This window comes from Dyella sp. SYSU CM1112 (assembly GCF_058216415.1).
This window is the reverse complement of the sequence record NZ_JBZEGI010000008.1, coordinates 1-18,091: the sequence shown is the minus strand read 5'-3', so window position 1 is coordinate 18,091 and position 18,091 is coordinate 1. Positions and strand designations below refer to the sequence as shown.

Genomic DNA, 18,091 nt, shown 5'->3' with positions numbered 1-18,091 from the left:
GGAAATCGCGGCATTTTTCTGCACACGAATACTGCATTCAACCAAATACACCCATGCAGCAAGAGAATTAGTGCACGGATATCCGTACCTAGCCGCTCGCTGTCGTCAGAACGTCATGGGGACACGCACGATCAGCGTGGTATCGGGTGTATCCCGCGTCACGCCGACACCGAGCGTGAAATTCAGTGTGTGCTTCTCATTGAAACGATAAGAGCCGCCGATCAGCAAGGAGCCAAGCCATACCTTCGTCGAGCCCGGTAGCTTTTGCCCGGATTCATAAGTCGTGCCGATGAAGGTCTGGTCGTAGCCAATACTGAGAGAAGCCTTGTCGTTAAGCGCCATGCCCATGCCGATGCTGATGTCGGCTTCATTGCCCATCTTCACGTTGCCGAGATATTGCGTGCCTCCGAGAAGAATATGTTCGTAGACGTTATGGCGCTCGACGTTGTACAGATAACTGAAGTTACCGAAAAACACCACTGGATCGGAAGGAAACAACCAGGTCAATCCTGGCTGCAAGGTATAGAACCCGGAACCTGTCGGCTGGCGTAACGGCAAACCGGTGCCCGTGAGATTTTGTACGCAGCGTGTCACACAGTCCGTCAGTACCTCAAATGGATCAGTGCCGGTACGCGACTTGAAGCGGAACCACCCTATGTAATAAGCCTTGTCCGCACCGCCGTTATTGATCTGATAGCGAATCGTCGCCTCGACGTCGCCTAAACCCTTGCCACTGGAACTGAATACATTGTTTTCCGCCGTCCCTGTAAGCACCTCGCGGCTTACTGTATCCGTATGCGTGTAAACATACGGAATACGAACCTCCAACTCCAGACGATTGGTGATGCCGTAGCGGCCCGTGAGAATGGCCGTCTGGGTCGTACTGCGCACCTGACGCACATCGATCAGCCCGATCAGAATGGCCGGAATGATGGTGTATCCCACCAAAGCCACGCGATCGGCGGTGGAATAACCGAACTGGTATGTCGGCTCAATGACTACTTTCCCCTTTGGAGTGAGTACGCCAGGCTGCTGAAAAATAGGAGCCACCTCGGGCGGGCGTGAATTTTCTGCTGGCGCCTGACCAACAGGTGCGGCAGGCGTCGACGAGCCTTGTTGCGCCTGTATCGCCGCGGAAGCATCCGGCGAGGGCATCGACAATGCTGCAGCCCCTGCGCCACCGGCCGCGATACTGCCTCCGCGCTGGCTCGCCAATACATCCATGCCCACGGCGTGACGCAGCGCTCTGTAATCCGCTTCTTGCTGCGCAAGCTGTCGCTGCAAAGCCTCGATCTGGCCACGCATCGTCTCGATGCGAGCTCCCTGCTCCGCCAAACGTTGGCGTATAGCTGGCGAGGAGGCATCGTCCCCTTGAGACGACGCGGTGGTGCTTGTTGCCTCTTGCGCAACCGCTAAGCCGCAAAAGAGCATGAGCCCGGCGCAGCCGGCAGCACAAGCCCATGCTTGGGTTGAGGCAACGCGCTTAGACTTCCGTTCCTTCTTGTTCATGCTGTTCTCCCCGCAAAACAGTACCCGCACATGCCCGCATCAATGCGACAGAGCCTGCCATTGTGATGCCTGTAAGCTCTGCTGCAGCCCTTGATTACGAAGGGCATTCAACGCATTGACTGCTACATTCAACGTAGTAAGGCTGCTGATAACTTGGTTATCCACTGTGTTTTGAATAACAGTGGCGGCGTTCGCTTGCGACAGCGACGAAGGAGTCACACTGCTACGTACAGCGGGATTGCTCAACGCGTTTTGAATCACCGTCGCCATATTTGATTGCGTCGCAGGCACGGCGTTGACACCGCTGCTGCCGGCTTGAGCATTCACGGGAACTTGCCCCGCTGCGCTCATACTGGCCGGCGTTGTCGAAGAAGGATCGAAGGTGTTGCCAGGACCAATCTGCACGTTAACTGTGCTGAGTGCCGTAGCCAGTGCCATCGCTTGTTGAGTAGTGATATGCGCAATGTCGGGAATCGAAACGTTGAGATAGGTCACCAAGTTGCCATCGACATATATCGCCCGTTCAATTCCAAACGATATGTTCAACCCATCTCCCAGATCGAAGCCCCCACGTGTATTGGCCAGCCGCTCCATTGGAACCGGAATACCCAGGCCTTCCACCGAGCGGGTAACAGACACATGTTGCTGTGCGTGCGCTACGGCTACACATCCCCACACACCCAATAGGGTGATTACGCGCAACGAGAGACCATAAGACATGACAGGTCACCTCATATATCGCCAGGTCCGTATTTGGATAGGGTGATCGTGTCCAACCCACGACGATCAATCCCTATTCCCAACGGTGCAATCGGCGCATTGCGCCAATCGCTATCAGTATTGAAATGCGCCAGATCGCGTCGGTTATGGATAACGAAAACCAGTCCGTTCTTCCATAACTGGTAAAAATGGGTCAACGGAATTGCACGGGCACCGCGGGCGGGATCGCCCACCAGCACGCGCCCGTAGCGCACACCCTTGATCACCACAAAATGGTGATAGCCGCGGTCTTCAATCAGCACGATCGCGGGTAAATTCGCCCGCTGCAGCTGTTCAAGACTCGCATGAAAACCATCGGCTTCGAAACCCAGACTCGCCAGATAGAGCTTGATATCCAGCAATGAAAAACCTTCCTTGTTGATCTTCTTGCGATCGCCGTGCGAGTACATTTGTTCAAACACGGCCTGTTCATTGACCGGATAGTCATATTGGTAGGTCAATAGCGTTGCCACTGCCGCCGAACCACAACTGAAGTCGTACCTTTGATGAATGGTGTTGCGATACTTCACTTCCTTCAGCGTAGTGATGTGCAACCTGTAGGTTTGCCCGGCGTTATCGTTCAGCGCCATGTTGGCCGCACGCAAACCATGCATCGGAGTACACGCAAGCAAGATGACGATGAGTGATGTGAGCGAAAGCTTCATGGCTTCAACTGCACGTTGACGATCACGCCATCTTGAATGAGCACATTATTGCCAGTGTTCTGGATGACGGTGGGCAAGCCTGAAGCACCTGAAAAGGAGTCACCCGTAATGGAATTGGCACCCGTATTGACTTGCGTAGCGCTATTCCCTGTCACCGCGCCAGTCATCGTCATAGTGTCCTGCACGAGGCCGGCACCGACGTAGTGCTGCAGCGTGTTACCGCTTACCGCGGCGCCAAAGCCATCCACCATCACCGACGGCATTGCAGACCTGTCACCTTTGTTCTGCTCATGGTTCACATGCGATGGATTTGCCGCGAGCGCCCCCCCGGTAATGCACAACAGCACCAGCCCTATGACGGGATTTGCGTGAGCCATGGCATCACTCCAGTTCTGATCGGCGCATCGCATACGACCCTATGCTGGCCAGCGGAATTCACCGCTGGCCAGCCCTGGACGTAGTGGAGCGATGCGCGCTCCACTACACCAGTCGGACAGTTGGACTCAATGGCCGCCTACGTTCAGATTCGCCTGAACCGTAACGCCTTGCTGGATTAAAGCGGCTGCGCCGCTGTTCTGTGCAATGGTGGTGATTCCCGCCGCCGCTGCTGCAGCGCTGTCCATCGTGTTGGACATATCGAAGCTGCCAGCATCCGCCAGGTTCTCTCCGCCATTACCGCCATTACCGCCCGAGGCACCGCTTCCCGCGCCACCCATGCCCGATCCACCGCTACCGCCTGCGCCACCGTTTCCTCCCGCGCTCGCGACCATGCCACTGGTTCCTCCTGTGGCGCTGCTGCTACCACTGGTGGATGTCGCCGAGCCCGCAGTGTTGGAGCCGCCGGTACTCGCGCTGTTCCCTGCAGTGGCGTTGCCACTATTGCTATGCCTGTGGGCATTAGCGTATGCGTCACCGCCATCGCCCCATGCACCGGCGCCGTTTGCTCCGCTACCTGAATAAGCATCGCCACTGCTTGAGCCGGAACCGCCCGCATGGCCACTACGCGCATGGGAGTCGCCACCGTATCCGCCGGCACCGCCGTCCCCGCCATAGCCCTTGCCTCCAAAGCCGTTGCCACCACTGCCACCCTTGCCACCGTTGGCATTTCCATTGTTCACGGCAGAATTACCGATGCCCCAGACGGAAACATTGCTCACGGCCCCATTAAGGTCGGTCTTTGCAATAGCCTTGCTGGTATTGAATGCATCGCTGACCGTGGAGGTGGCCGTTGCACCATTGTTCGCCGCCGAAGTCCCCATCCCGTCGCTGTAGACGTCGCCGGAATTATTGCGATCGTCACCGCTGGTGGTGATGGTCTTGGTGTGGGTGCTGGAGTTGTTGATCTGACTCGGATCTTGGCTGTTATGTGCCATAGCCGGGAGAGCAAGTCCCAAGCCAAGCGTCAATGCCGTAAAAAGAAGAGTCTTGCGCATATGTATTCCTCCCGGAACGAATGCAATAACCCCCTGGTTTTTCACCTCATGCAGCTACTGAATGAGGCAAACCGCGTGCCACGCCGGCAAAAGCGCATCAGAAATTAAAGCAACGAGGCAAATCAATGGATTGCGTCCGTCGCATCACTCACGTGCAAAGGTGGTGAAATGTGAAAAGTGCAACGCGCATGAAACAACGCGAACATCACAAACCTCGAACACGCTTTGTTTGCCGCTGTGTGCCGCAAAAAGACCGCGCATTACACGAGCCGCCCGCCTGCATCACTCATGTATCGCTGCTGCAACACCTATGGATAAAAAAAGCCGTAAAAAAGGGCCCGAAGGCCCTTTTTTATATCCACGACACCTAATCAACGATCAACGCTTTTCTATTGGCGTATAGGCGCGGTCTTCCGGCCCGGTGTAATTCGCACTGGGCCGAATGATCTTGCCATCTTCACGTTGCTCGATAACGTGTGCACTCCATCCGGATGTGCGCGCAATGACGAACAGCGGAGTGAACATGGCCGTCGGCACACCCATCATGTGATAGGCGCTGGCAGAGTACCAATCGAGGTTGGGGAACATTTTTTTCTGCTCCCACATAAGCTTTTCGATACGCTCGGAAACCTCAAACAAGGTGGGGTTGCCACCGTCCGTGCAAAGCTTGCGCGAAATTTCCTTGATGATCTCGTTACGCGGATCGGACACCGTATAAACAGGGTGGCCGAAGCCGATGATGATCTCCTTGCGTTCCACGCGCGCACGGATATCCGCTTCTGCGTCTGCAGCATTGCGATAGCGGGCAATGATGTCCATGGCCACTTCATTCGCGCCTCCGTGCTTGGGACCGCGCAAGGCCCCGATCGCGCCGGTGATGGATGAGTACATGTCTGAGCCGGTGCCGGCGATGACGCGTGCTGTGAAGGTAGACGCGTTGAACTCGTGTTCGGCATATAGCACCAACGAGCGATCCAGCGACTGTGCATGCAGTTCACTCGGCCTCTTGCCGTGCAAAAGATGCAAGAAATGCGCTGCGATCGACTCGTCCTCTGTTTCTGTTTCGACGCGCTTGCCGTTGTGGCTGAAGTGGTACCAATACAGCAGCATCGAACCAAAGCTGGCCATCAGGCGGTCGGCGATGTCGCGGGCGCCGGTAATGCTGTGATCCTCTTTCTCAGGCAGCACGGTGCCCAGCACCGAACAACCGGTGCGCAGCACGTCCATCGGATGCGTGGCCGCAGGTAGCAGTTCCAGTGCGCTCTTGATCGGCGCCGGCAATCCACGCAGGCGCTTGAGCTTGGCGCGATAAGCATTCAACTCGGCCCAGTTCGGCAGCACGCCATGCACCAGCAAGTACGCCACTTCTTCAAAACAGCCCTTGGCTGCCAGATCATGGATGTCATAGCCACGGTAGTGCAGGTCATTGCCACTGCGGCCAACCGTGCACAGGGCTGTATTGCCCGCCGTCACACCCGACAGGGCAACGGATTTCTTCGGCTTGGGGGCGGTTGTGGATTGTTCGCTCATCGGTAGTGCTCCAGGGTGCGATACATCAGTCGTGACCGTCAACGAAACTTGGCCACTGGAAATCAGGTCGATTTATTGCTTGTCGGCAAACAGCGCATCCAGCTTTTTTTCGTAATCGTGATAGCCGATGCGCTCGTAAAGTTCTTCACGGGTCTGCATCATGTCCACCACGTTGCGCTGATGGCCGTCGCGCCGAATTGCTTCATAAACCGTTTCCGCCGCCTTATTCATCGCGCGGAATGCAGAAAGCGGATAAAGCACGATACCGACACCGGCGGCACGCAATTCATCGACGCTGAACAGCGGCGTTTTGCCAAACTCGGTGATGTTGGCAAGCACCGGCACCTTAACCGCATCGACAAAGCGCCGATAAGTCGGCACATCGTAGGCAGCTTCGGCAAAGATGCCATCCGCGCCTGCTTCGACACATGCCACCGCACGCTCAATGGCAGCGTCGACACCTTCCACCGCAATAGCGTCAGTACGCGCAATCAGGAAAAAATTGGAATCCGTCTTGGCATCCGCAGCCGCCTTGACGCGATCGGCCATCTCAGCCGCTGGCACGATTTCCTTACCCGGGCGATGGCCACAGCGCTTGGCGCCCACCTGATCCTCGATGTGACAAGCGGCAGCGCCGAACTTGATCAAGCTTTTCACCGTACGTGCAATATTGAATGCACTCGGTCCAAACCCCGTATCGATATCTACCATCAGCGGCAGATCGCAGACATCGGTAATGCGACGCACGTCCGTCAGCACGTCATCCAGCGTATTGATACCCAGATCCGGCAAGCCAAGCGACCCTGCCGCGACACCACCGCCGGAAAGGTAAATAGCCCGATATCCCGCCCGTTGAGCGAGCAACGCATGATTGGCATTGATCGCCCCAATCACCTGCAAGGGATTTTCGGCAGCGAGCGCAGCGCGAAAACGGGAGCCAGCAGAATCAAGCTGAGTCATCGTGGTTCTCCAAAACAGTAAATTGTAAGTGATTGCTCACTACGGCCATGTCGCGGCGCAGTACCTGCCCGCCGAACGCGCAGGAAACACGCGACAGATCTTGCGCGCCGCCACCATGCCAATGACATAAGCCAGCCATGACAAGTACTAGTGACGTCATGAAGGCGCATACGACAAGGACCGGGCCATCCACCTCCCAAATCTTGTGGGGTAAGCACACTGTTTGCCAATTCCAACGGGACATGGGGAGGCGCGTAGGCGATGGGGATGACTCCACTTTCGCACGCCAAAATATGTTGATCAATCTTGATTGATAGGATCAATATATATACATGCGTACGGATTACCTTTCTGCCCAAGTGGCCGCAGCGAAGCTTGGCGTCAGCCTTGCCACGCTCTATGCCTATGTAAGCCGCGGCCGAATCGACTCTCGTCCCGCCGCCGACCGCCGCAGTCGCGAATACAGCGCCAGCGATGTCGAGCAACTGATCGAACGAAAGCAAGCTGGCCGTGGCGCAGCTCAAGGGGCCGCACACAGTCTTGCCTGGGGCTTGCCGGTGATGGAAACCCGAATCTCGCTGATTCGTTCGCACGGGCACTACTACCGCGGCGAATCGGCCATAGCACTGGCAAAGGGCGGCAGCACGCTGGAAGACGCAGCTCGACTCCTGTGGGACTGCGGAGATTACGATCCGTTTGCTGTCGCGTTGCCGCATCAATGGTCCGACGCCATAGCGCTGTTATTGCAACAACCTCATCTACCTCCGCTTGAAAGGACCCTCGCTGCATTACCACTGCTCGCCCTTGACGCGACTCACGCACACAGCACGAATCCACGTCATCGTCGCTACGAAGCGGCGCGATTGCTGCGTGGAACAGCAGCGCTTTTATGTGCAACCCAATGGAACACTCAGCCGATACATCACGTGATGGTTACAAGCTGGCATAAGGATGAAGCCAACTTGTTCGAACTGGTACGTTGTGCCCTGGTATTGTGTGCAGACCACGAACTGAATGCATCGTCCTTTGCAACGCGCGTGGCTGCGTCGACCGGAAGCAGCCTGCACGCCGCAGTGTGCGCAGGCTTAGTGACGCTCTCCGGGCCGCATCATGGCGGCGCAGTTCGACGGGCGCACGCCTTCATTCAAGAGATACTGCGCGAACAAAAACCTGCTGAACGCGTGCGCGAGCGACTTCGCCGCGGTGATGTCCTGCCCGGCTTTGGGCATCCGCTCTACGATGAGGGTGATCCGCGCGCGAAGGTTTTGTTGGACGCTTTGCATGCGACGCATCCGCGTCCCGCGAAATTATCGGCCATTCAGCAGCTCGTTGACACGACGCAATCACAATGCGGTCGGCGACCCAACTTGGATTTTGCACTGGCCGCTATTGCTTCGGCCTATGACCTGGACGCCGATGCTGCGCTTTCAATGTTTGCAGCCGGCCGCATGGCGGGCTGGCTGGCGCATGCATTGGAACAACAGGAAGGCGGTAACTTGATTCGCCCACGCGCCAGCTACGTAGGCCGAATCCCGCAACGCGATGACTGAGTCCGGTATCGTCGGCTGCTGCATGTCTTCGCTGCAGAACAGTTATTCGCTGACCTGCACCGCCTTCATCATGGACAACAAATGCTCGCTCGCGAAACATTATCGGCGCCACTAACGCAAAAACGCCCGCTCGGGCGTCTTTGCGTTAGTGGCGGAGAGAGGCATCCATATCGCTCCATAACCTATTGATGTATAAATACTTTTCTAAACTCCATGAGTATTTATACCAACAGAAATACCAACGCACGCTCTGATATGCCCGCCTACCTCCCACGTGCATAAGTAAAATCGGACCTCAGTAGCAGCAACGGGCCACCCCTGGGCGCTCGAAGGCATAAAGCGCGACGGCATGGTCTAGCTGTAATGACGATGTCGTTACAGCATGGTAGACTAGGCGAAACACAGGAGCCTGCGCCATGTCCACCACCACCGACCATCCCAAGCGGGAAGCGCTCAACCTTCGGATCAAGCCCGAGGAACGAAGCTTGATCGACCGGGCGGCCAAAGCGCGAGGAAAGAACCGCACCTCGTTCGTGCTGGATGCTGCGCGCGCGGCCGCCGAGGAAGCGTTGTTGGACCGAACCAGCATCACGGCCGACGCGAAGGCTTACGCTGCCTTCCTGGCCCGCCTGGACATGCCGCCGCGGCCAAATGAACGCCTGCGTAAAACCATGCAGACCCCTGCCCCCTGGGAGAAGGTGTGACCCTTGCCGCGCCCGAACCGCTCGGGCCGCAGCACGATGTAGAGCCCTTTCAATCCGGCGTCGAAACACTGGACACCTGGCTGAAGCGGCGCGCCCTAAAGAATCAAAGCAGCGGGGCATCCCGCACATTCGTCGTCTGCGAAGGTGCTCGCGTGGTGGCCTACTATTCGCTCGCAGCCAGTGCCGTGACGGTTGAGGCAGCACCGGGCCGGTTCCGGCGCAATATGCCGGACCCGGTTCCTGTGGTGGTACTCGGCCGCTTGGCGGTAGACCAATCGCAGCAAGGGAAAGGCATCGGCCGCGCTCTCGTGCAAGATGCCGGCCGTCGTGTCCTGCAGGCCGCCGACGCGATTGGCGTGCGCGGTCTGCTGGTGCATGCGCTCTCTGCCGATGCCAAGGCGTTTTACGAACGGCTCGGCTTCGATCCGTCGCCGCTTGACCCATTGGTGCTGATGATCACGCTGGCCGACCTACAGGCAGCGCTGTGATCTCGCCTTCACTAGTAAACCAAGGTTGTGGGTGAATGCCCCCGCCGCTACGCGCAGGCGACACCTTTCCCTCGCAGCAGCCACCTCATCATTTTGCAAGGCTTAAAATCGAATCAAGCGTTGAATCGACGTATTTGCCTTTCTCATCCATCGTCAGGATCTCAAATCCATTCAACCTACTGTTCTTAGCAAATGAGAACGCTGCCATTCCGCGTGCCGCGATGTGACCATCACGCCGCTCAACGATCCAGCGATACCAAAATATCGAGGTGCCATCCTCCCGTCGTTCGATCCGATCGGGGTCTCCAAGCCCTCGCATCAAACGATTGCTTGGAAGACCCTGTCTATTATAGGAAGCAAAGCGACCCGGGTCGCCAATGGTTGAGCTATAGGCGGGCCAACCGACCGACAATGCCAGCGCCGCAATGCCCGTTATGACCACTGCACGAAGCCCAGGTTTTATAACCTGTCTAGTCGACTCGGATGAACTATCGCGCGAAACACTAGCAACAGCGATCATTGCCCCTCCTCTTGAATTTTAGTTCGAGAACACTCTTCCTCTTACCGCGCCCTCTTCTGTTCCAACCACGACGTTTTGCTGTCCGCGAACGCCGTATCCGGTAATCTAAACTCAGTCTGGTTCAACTTCTGAGCGCGTCCACAGTCCCACCCGTTGATTTTGCGCACCGCACCGTCCTCACGACGTCTCATCGAATAGCCCCTGGAATGCCCCGGAGAAAAGTACCGGTGCATGTACTCGATGATGGACCGCAGATGGCCGTGCGGCGCGACGAAATCAATGATCCAGAGGTTGCCACCTTCATTCCATTCGCTCAAATGAAGGGAAGCGTCGTTCGAGGACAATATGCGTCGCTCAACATCGGCAGCCAGATAGGCCCAAGTCCAAAAACAAATCGGACGTGCGGCGTCGTCGAAGCCGAACCGAATCTGTTCATGAGCGATAGCGACCATGATATTCGAGACGATGTAGCCACTATGAATAGAACCACGCAGATCGGCTTCCGCTAAAAGCCGCGTCGCAATGCCAAGCTTTTCAAAGAAATGGTCCATAGTTCAGTGCGCCGGTGCCATCGCCGCCATGTCAGGCAGAGATAGCCCCAACAGCAGACTCGCCTCTGACACATACGGAACGGTCGAGTCATTCAACGAGTAGCGCGTTGCGCTTTGTCCGCTCACCCTTTGCAACACCAAACAGTCTTGCCTGGCGTCAAACAGCAACTCATTTCCGCGGTCTCGCCACAGAAGCGTACGGAAATCGCCAATCGGCGCGAAAAGAACCATCCCGCGCCAACAGAGCTCGTCGACGTATCGCTGGATATCATCTCTGCCAACCACACCGGCATCGAAATTGCTCATCAATTCGATATTGTTCGTTCTCATGCCATCGCGCGACAACTCTGGCATGAACACCAATTGCTTTGCCATGTGAAGTCTCATCATCCTTCCGAGAGCATGAACGCTCACCCCTTCCTTTTCCGCCTCTTCAGCGATGACTCGAGTCGCTCGTCTGTAGACCTCAGCAAACATCTCATCCTGCGCACTGACATCGCCAGAATTGGACCGGGAGTCATCGCCCCTCAAAATGTCAACGCTCATGAACAGTCGTAGCAGATGCTCCAGGTCGTTCGGCCCCAAGACACGAAGATCACTCTGTGCCGGAAGCACCACTCCGCGGCGTTTGCGTACATGGCTGAAAAGGAGTCCCGCCAAGAGCCTGAGTTCGCTCCTTGAAGACACTTTGCTAATCAAATGCTCCGGAAAACCACACAAGGACAGCAATGATCGGTGCAGTGCATCGCGGTAGGAATCAAAGTACCCATCAATAAACACTTTTGACTTGAGCTTCCTGCGACCTTCGCTGAACGGAAAGTATTTATTGATATAAAAGCACAGGCTGTCCACGATTTCAGCGGGTTGATTTCGCTGTCTCCAAAACGTCGGCAAATTATCCGGAAGTTTGTAACTGCGCGAATCGAGGTAATGTGGAAATTGACACGCTGTCCCGAAATCAATATACCGACCATCCAGACAAAAATTGGCGGACCCGAGCGCACCGTGAACTAATCGCTTGGACTGCGAGACGGCGATCTGGGCCGCGAAGCGACGAAGCATTTCCTGCAGACCGCTTTCCAACGCCTCACAGGCATCATGCTGCGAAAGCACAGATCGATGCCGAGGCTGGGGGAGAAGTGTGGGCAAGTGGAATATGGCAGCTCGCACCCGTTCCGTATCGTCGTTGACGCGCCCCACCGGTTTTAAACTGAAATGGACAGATCGCTCGAAGTGCGCAGGACGAATCGCCTGGTCGCGCACTATCAAAACGCGCGGCGCCTGCCCCTTTTCGCCAATCTCATGTTCGAACCAGGTTTTTGTGTTGGTAGCGATGAGTGCCGGTGATTCGACTGCACCATAAGGAAGGGCTGTCTGAAACAGACGGCTCCATATCACCTCCTGTAGCCCATCACTGAGCGCGACGCCGCCATGGGAGTGCCAAAAAAAGGACTCAGTAGGTTGGCGATCAAGCAACGGGGTACGACCGATGCCCTTGATTTGCCACCGTCCAGCCGCACCGCACCGACCACTTCCGCCGTGCCGCGATACGCCAAGCCCTCCGTAACGATCGGCATGAAATGTCCGGGTCTCCTTCCCGAAACCGTCCCGATCAAGCTCGGAGGGAACTGCGAATCCGAACTCACCGACGATCCGCTCGGCTGATGGCCCGAGAATCTCATCTCTGTAAATCAGCGATGCATGACTGAGCCGCCGAGCCTTGAACGGTACAAAGGACTCCGACGGAAGACGAGAAAACGCCCCGTCCTCGACCGTCGCCGGACAGGCGCCAGATGATACGCGTTGCGGTCTCTCGCGCGCTCGAGCAGCGTCGTCCCGTGAGGTCATGGACACTTTTCTCTTCGAAAGCAGCAGAACAGGGTGACCGTGATACCGTGGCATCACGGTCACGGTTGCAACGTCGGCTCAGATATCGACCAGATCACCTACCGTCACCGACGGGTCGAAGACGGTGAAGTTGGCGTTCACTGCAATAAACTCACCGTCCGCACCATCGTCATCCCACCCGCCCACGTAGGCGCCGTAGTTCACGCCGCTCTGTGTCGTGTTTGGATCGAGCGACACGTGATGGTGGTTATTGATGTCGTTAAGCAGATTCTGCATGGCCTGCGCCGGAGTCGCTTTGCCTCCATTGTCGTACGCATGCCAATCGATGTGATTCCACTGGATGACGTTGATGTATTGCGGCGGATCGTGCTCGCCAATACCACTGTTCTCAAATGTGGTGTAGTCGTGTTCGCCCTGTTGAAAGAGTGTGCTGTTGACATCCGCGAGCATCGCTGCCCAATCGGTATCCTTGAACGCCGCACCCACCAGGCCGGTATCCAGCAGACCTTCCGACCCCAGGTCCAGTGCGGATTTCAAGCCATTTTCCAATTCGGCTTCTGTCACACCGCTATCACCGCCACCCCCGGAGCCCCCGCCGCCACCACCGCCGCCGCCGCCTCCACCGCCACCTGGAGGTATAAGTCCTCCGGCGATATATTTCAGTTCTTCTGCTCGCACTGCTCTCATTTCAATATCCTTCTGTCAGATTGCACACGATTGGTTTAAGCACTCTTCCTACGACTTGCACCGAAGCCTGCTGAAGTCTTCGGTAGACAGCCCCTTCCTCACGGTCGGGCTCTGTATGAAGCGGCCCAGCCGACTGCGAGTCTGTGCCGAGCATGTGTCCGCGCCTTGATTGAGTAGCCAAGCCGCGGCCTTGAACTGATTTCCGCCAAGCGCCGTCTCTAGGGGCGTGCTGGGCACATTGGCCTGAACTTCGATAGCAGCGCGCTGCGACACATCGGCACCCAATTTCACCAGCGCCCGCATGCTTTCAATCTGCCCGCACTCGGCAGCACCAATGAGCGCGGGCGCGTCGGCCGCCTTTACATTCGCGCCCGCATTGGCAAGGGCCTGTATGGTTGATACTTGCCCAACCATCGCCGCATCGTAGAGCGCCTTATTCAAGGCTTTGAGGACGCTTGAATTTTCCGTCGCTGAGGGTTCGTTTCGCTTTAGTGCGTCCACAGCGGCGCGCACGCCGTTGACGTCCCCCGTCATTGCAGCGAACTCCAACGCACCGTTAACGTCCCCCTTGGCAGACGCTGCTTGCGCTTGTTCCTTCATCGCCTGTGTGAGCGCAGAACAAGATCCGGCAAATGCGCCTCCACTCACCAGCATGGTCAGAGAAACGACCACCCACTTCATCACTACGTGTTTACGCATTTCTTCCTCCATCGGTTAAGGCCATCACAAGCAGCAGGAGCTAATGCCATCCGCCCGACTTGTATCACGCGATTTCCACTTCCGCAGAAGCTTCCACTTGCGTCTCCACTACCTTTCCATCCAGAAATACAAACACTCGTTTAGCTGCTCGCACCGTTTCTATGCGATGCGCGATAGCAATACGCGTCACGTTTAGCTTTTCGATTTCCTCATTAATCTTCATCTCGCGCGACGCGTCCAGATGACTCGATGCCTCATCCAAAACAAGCATTTTTGGTTTGCGATAGAACGCTCTGGCGAGATGCACTCGCTGCTGCTGGCCGCCGGAGAGCGCGGAACCCATATCGCCCACGAGCGTCTGATATCCCATGGGCATTCTCATGATCTCATCGTGCAGGCACGCTTGACGCGCCGCCACTTGAATCCGCTCGGGAGTCGCGTGTTCGTCGTAAAAGCTGATGTTGTCAGCAATCGAGCCGGCGAAAAGGGTGTCATCCTGCATGACACTACCGATCATCTTGCGATAGGCATCCTTCCCAAAGTGCCTGATATCGATGCCTCCGACCATTACGGACCCCTGCTGCGGATCGATGAGGCCCAGCATGAGGCGCACCAACGTACTCTTTCCCGCCCCTGACGGGCCTGTAATGACCACGGACTCACCAGCTTTGATCTCAAACGAGCAATTGCGAACCACCCACGGATCACCGTCCGCGTAGCGAAAACTCACGTTGTCGAACTTGATGGAAGCCTCCGGCACGACATCCGCGTAGCTTCCCTCGCCGAAACTCTCGGTTGGACTGAGCACAATGTCTGCCAGGCGCTCCCCCTGCAGGCGGGTCAAACGCAGTTGGACCAGATAATCGATCAAGCTACCCGCGCGCCCGGTAAACTGATCCGAGTAAGCCACAAAGGCCATCAGCATACCTGCGCTGAATTGCGATTTCAGAGCAAGCCATGCACCCAGCCAAAGAATGACAATACGTTGCACGCCGCTGGTTACACTGTTCAGTGAGCCAAACAGCAGATTCAACCGCTGCACCGCGATCGAGGTATTGACCGTGTCGGCCGTAGCATTCAAGTACCGCGCCGTCTGGCGAGCGGTCTGTCCATACAGTTTGATGGTCTGTGCCCCCCGGACAGATTCGATAAGGTGGCTTTGCTGTTTAGCGGCGACCACAATTTGGCTCAGATTGGATTCGCGATACACACGAAAATACAGCACTCGTGACATCCCATAGAGGGCCATTGCCAGGATCGTGATGGCGGTGAGCATGGGACTGTAGAGGGCCATCACGGCCAGCGTGAAGATCGCCATGATGCCGTCCAGAATCACGCCGACGAACTGAGTGGTCAGCGTTCGTTGGATGGCGTCCACGGCTCCGAAGCGCGACACCACATCACCCATGTGACGCTTTAGAAAATATGCCTGTGGCAGGCGCAGCAAATGTTGAAAGACGTTTCCGGTCCATCCCAGAGTGATGTTGGCGTTGAGCCACATGACCGTCCAAGTGCGGACCGCCGATACAGTCACCTGCAAGAACAACAGCAATAGAAAGCTCAAACCCAGGAACGTCAGAAGATCATGATCGCCGTCAGCAAGCACCTGATCCACGATCATCTGTAAAAACTGCGGAGTGAGCAGCGCAAAGATTTCAAGTGCCAGCGCCAGCCCGAAGATTGTCGTCAGCGCCTTTCCCAAGCCGTGTACCGAACCGGCAAGGGCTCTGAGGGACACCGGGGGATCGGGGCGCTTCCTTTGAAAATTCGGCCCCTTGGTCAATTCCAGCGCGATACCGGTGAAATGCAAACCGGCTTCGGCGAACGAGATCGTCCGTTCCCCTACAGCAGGATCAAATATGGTGATGCTTCTGCGCTCGACTTTCGCAAGCACCACAAAGTGGTCCATATCCCAATGCACAATGCACGGGGTTGAAAGAAGATAAATCTCATCGATCTCCGCCCGTATCGGGCGTGAAGAAAAGCCGATTTCCTGTGCCATTTCGATCAGCCGCGCCAGATTCACGCCCTTCAAGGACAGGGCAAAACGCTGTCGCAGATGAGGTAACGTGACGTGGTGTCCGTAATAGCCGGCAATCATCGCAAGGCAAGCTAGGCCGCACTCGGAGGCCTCGCTTTGGCGGATCAGCGGCAGACGCCTGGCACGCTTGAACCGCAACATCGAGGACAGTTCGACCGAGCCCCCGAAATCGCCGGTTGAGCCTCGACCACCGGTCACAGCTTCGGAATTCGTTGGTTTCATCATCCGGCACTCGCCCAGCGACGTCCCATGCCAAAAAGAGGCTCGAAGATCCATTCAAAAATACGGCGCTTATCGAGAAGCAGGTCCGCGTCCAGCAGCATTCCGGGTTTCAATGCTTCGGGTTTGCCGTAAGCCTGGACCGCCTGGGATTGAAGCGCCACCACGATTCGATAGAGCGGTTCCGGCGGCGCCTGACGACCCAAAGCCGTCCCAATTTCTACCGGCGTCAGCGCACTCCTGGAGACATCCACAACCGAGCCATGCTGGATGCCGAATTTCTGATACGGAAACGCTTGGTAATGCAGCACGACGGGTGTTCCTACGTGAACAAAACCGATAGCGCTGCTCGGAACGAATAGCTGCGCCTGTAACGACGACCCTTTTGGCATGACGGACATAAGTGTCTGTCCAGGCGAGACGGACTGACCAGGCTTCGCTAGCACCGCTGTTACCAGGCCATCTTCGGGTGTCGAAATGATCGACTCCCGATCAGCTTCATTTTGGGCGAGCGTCGCGGTGTTTTGCTCGATCTCCCGACGCGTCTCGTCAAGCTTCCCTTGCGTGACTAATGGAAGTTGCGTCAGTTGGTCTTGAACGCCCTTAAGCTGCTGTAGCGACTCGGTACGCTGCCGTTCGAGCGCTTTAACCTGCTGCTCGGCATCCATCTCTTGCGTGCGCTGTTGCTGGATTTGCAATGCTGAAATGTAGCCTTTAGGACCTAAGCTCTCGATCCGCCGCAGAAGGTTTTCTTGGTCGGATGCTTCTCGCTGCTCGATGCCGATTTGATCGCCGACCTGCTCAATCTCTCGTTCGAGCATGCGCTGCTGCATTTCCAAGTCGGTCCGCTGTTCGTCTGCCAGACGCTGTGTATTCTTAAGTTCCTCGGACAACTGCTCTTGCTGGCTACGTAGCGTTTGGCTGATATCAGCCGAGGTGTTCCCCATGGATTTGCTACTTCGTTCTCCGGAAAGAGATACGAGCGCATCACCCTTTTTTACGAGGTCGCCGTCAAACACCTCGACGGACGACACCACGCCGGTGCTCCGGGCGGTGACATTGATAAGGCCCGCTTGAGGAATCAGATTTCCATCGACGTGCTCGCGCCGAGTGTAGGTTCCAAGTAGAAGCCACAGCAGAATGCTCCCACCCATCACTAGCGCAGCTGCTGCAGACAGTTGAAATGAGAGCGGAGTGGCCAAGCGGACCGCCCCAAATGACTTAGCAGACTTCGCCTCTACGACCTGTTGCCGAAACAACTGCCGCTCCATGTCCCTTTCCCCTGTTGGACCGCGCTGCAGTGACAATATGCCACTGGTGAAAGCGATGTGCATTTCGCAATGCAAGGCAGGTTTTTCTGACTTCCTTGTAGTCCTTTTCCTACAAGCAGGGCGGCCATTGCCCTGCGAAGCCCTCGGATGCTGCCATTCGGCGAATACCCCGTGTTTATACATCCACCGGTGATGCGGAGCCGCACCAAGCGCCCGACGAATTGAGGGTGCGCAGCCCACGCCGCTAAAAGATCCGCACTCATTGCGCAACGGAGCAGCCGCTGCGAGCGTGAGGTCTCACCTTGGCTCGGTCATGCCCGTTCAAGCCAGGCAGGGCTACCTGCGCTGACAGGAGCAAGCATCGAGCGGCCACGCCGCCTCCGATGATGCATGAGGTCAGCGCTGTGCCGCCGCGCGGTGCCTTGCAATAGCGCCCTCCTGATACTCGTCCTCGCCTATTTTTCTCCTGCAAGACGTCAAGTAGTTTTTAGGCAGTACGAAGTCGGTATCGATCAACATATCGAGGCTGTCACGCGTGTTCCCGTTGGTGATCCATAGCTGCGCATAAGCATCGTAACGACGCCGCTGCATGCTACATGCACGAGCAAGACACTTGGCATTGCCACATTTTCTCGACCCGCGTGACGGGATTTATCT

At 56.6% G+C, this 18,091-nt stretch carries 18 protein-coding genes; 3 read left to right on the top strand and 15 right to left on the bottom strand.

The window, feature by feature from the left end; all coding sequences use genetic code 11:
* Window positions 1-105: 105 nt before the first annotated feature.
* The 7 genes from AC4HNJ_RS12605 to prpB all read right to left on the bottom strand — a co-directional run bounded on the left by AC4HNJ_RS12605 (window position 106) and on the right by prpB (window position 6,856).
* Window positions 106-1,305 (bottom strand): acetate kinase, encoded by a 1,200-nt coding sequence (locus AC4HNJ_RS12605; RefSeq protein WP_490479934.1) that lies wholly within the window; start codon window positions 1,303-1,305, stop codon window positions 106-108.
* A 243-nt stretch (window positions 1,306-1,548) separates the two neighbouring features.
* Window positions 1,549-2,229, bottom strand: coding sequence for a hypothetical protein (locus tag AC4HNJ_RS12600; protein ID WP_490479933.1), 681 nt, complete (start codon window positions 2,227-2,229; stop codon window positions 1,549-1,551).
* Between the two features lie 11 nt (window positions 2,230-2,240).
* Window positions 2,241-2,933: a C39 family peptidase gene (locus tag AC4HNJ_RS12595; RefSeq protein ID WP_490479932.1), complete on the bottom strand. Its 693-nt coding sequence runs from the start codon at window positions 2,931-2,933 to the stop codon at window positions 2,241-2,243.
* Window positions 2,930-3,310: a hypothetical protein gene (locus AC4HNJ_RS12590; protein WP_490479931.1), complete on the bottom strand. Its 381-nt coding sequence runs from the start codon at window positions 3,308-3,310 to the stop codon at window positions 2,930-2,932. The genes AC4HNJ_RS12595 and AC4HNJ_RS12590 overlap by 4 nt, the downstream gene beginning before the upstream one ends.
* Before the next feature lie 126 nt (window positions 3,311-3,436).
* Window positions 3,437-4,366: a hypothetical protein gene (locus AC4HNJ_RS12585; protein ID WP_490479930.1), complete on the bottom strand. Its 930-nt coding sequence runs from the start codon at window positions 4,364-4,366 to the stop codon at window positions 3,437-3,439.
* 378 nt (window positions 4,367-4,744) lie between these two features.
* Window positions 4,745-5,896: a bifunctional 2-methylcitrate synthase/citrate synthase gene (gene prpC, locus AC4HNJ_RS12580; protein ID WP_490479929.1), complete on the bottom strand. Its 1,152-nt coding sequence runs from the start codon at window positions 5,894-5,896 to the stop codon at window positions 4,745-4,747.
* 72 nt (window positions 5,897-5,968) lie between these two features.
* Window positions 5,969-6,856, bottom strand: coding sequence for a methylisocitrate lyase (gene prpB / locus AC4HNJ_RS12575; protein WP_490479928.1), 888 nt, complete (start codon window positions 6,854-6,856; stop codon window positions 5,969-5,971).
* Between the two features lie 332 nt (window positions 6,857-7,188).
* On the opposite strand from prpB, the gene AC4HNJ_RS12570 reads away from it, so the two are divergent.
* The 3 genes from AC4HNJ_RS12570 to AC4HNJ_RS12560 all read left to right on the top strand — a co-directional run bounded on the left by AC4HNJ_RS12570 (window position 7,189) and on the right by AC4HNJ_RS12560 (window position 9,598).
* A complete protein-coding gene (locus tag AC4HNJ_RS12570) occupies window positions 7,189-8,406 on the top strand; it encodes a citrate synthase family protein (RefSeq protein ID WP_490479927.1) in 1,218 nt (405 codons plus the stop codon).
* A gap of 416 nt (window positions 8,407-8,822) precedes the next feature.
* The gene (locus AC4HNJ_RS12565; RefSeq protein WP_490479926.1) at window positions 8,823-9,110 is read left to right on the top strand and encodes a type II toxin-antitoxin system TacA family antitoxin; all 288 of its coding nucleotides are present in this window, start codon (window positions 8,823-8,825) and stop codon (window positions 9,108-9,110) included.
* Window positions 9,107-9,598, top strand: a complete 492-nt coding sequence (locus AC4HNJ_RS12560) for a GNAT family N-acetyltransferase (RefSeq protein ID WP_490479925.1) — start codon at window positions 9,107-9,109, stop codon at window positions 9,596-9,598. Before AC4HNJ_RS12565 ends, AC4HNJ_RS12560 begins: the two co-directional genes overlap by 4 nt.
* An 88-nt stretch (window positions 9,599-9,686) precedes the next feature.
* Here the strand turns inward: AC4HNJ_RS12560 and AC4HNJ_RS12555 are convergent, their stop codons facing one another.
* From AC4HNJ_RS12555 to AC4HNJ_RS12520, 8 genes are all read right to left on the bottom strand, one after another.
* On the bottom strand, window positions 9,687-10,118 hold the full coding sequence (locus tag AC4HNJ_RS12555) for a hypothetical protein (protein ID WP_490479924.1): 432 nt from the start codon (window positions 10,116-10,118) through the stop codon (window positions 9,687-9,689).
* Between the two features lie 41 nt (window positions 10,119-10,159).
* Complete coding sequence (locus AC4HNJ_RS12550) at window positions 10,160-10,669, bottom strand: toxin-activating lysine-acyltransferase (protein WP_490479923.1); 510 nt, start codon at window positions 10,667-10,669, stop codon at window positions 10,160-10,162.
* A 3-nt stretch (window positions 10,670-10,672) separates the two neighbouring features.
* Entirely contained in the window at window positions 10,673-12,517 is a 1,845-nt protein-coding gene (locus AC4HNJ_RS12545) for a hypothetical protein (protein ID WP_490479922.1), read from the bottom strand.
* Between the two features lie 78 nt (window positions 12,518-12,595).
* Entirely contained in the window at window positions 12,596-13,204 is a 609-nt protein-coding gene (locus tag AC4HNJ_RS12540) for a hypothetical protein (protein ID WP_490479921.1), read from the bottom strand.
* Window positions 13,205-13,252: 48 nt separating this feature from the next.
* The gene (locus AC4HNJ_RS12535; RefSeq protein WP_490479920.1) at window positions 13,253-13,903 is read right to left on the bottom strand and encodes an ankyrin repeat domain-containing protein; all 651 of its coding nucleotides are present in this window, start codon (window positions 13,901-13,903) and stop codon (window positions 13,253-13,255) included.
* A 64-nt stretch (window positions 13,904-13,967) separates the two neighbouring features.
* A complete protein-coding gene (locus AC4HNJ_RS12530; RefSeq protein ID WP_490480092.1) occupies window positions 13,968-16,085 on the bottom strand; it encodes a peptidase domain-containing ABC transporter in 2,118 nt (705 codons plus the stop codon).
* An 80-nt stretch (window positions 16,086-16,165) separates the two neighbouring features.
* Entirely contained in the window at window positions 16,166-17,434 is a 1,269-nt protein-coding gene (locus tag AC4HNJ_RS12525; protein WP_490479919.1) for an HlyD family secretion protein, read from the bottom strand.
* Between the two features lie 396 nt (window positions 17,435-17,830).
* Window positions 17,831-18,025, bottom strand: a complete 195-nt coding sequence (locus AC4HNJ_RS12520; protein WP_490479918.1) for a hypothetical protein — start codon at window positions 18,023-18,025, stop codon at window positions 17,831-17,833.
* Window positions 18,026-18,091 lie beyond the last annotated feature (66 nt).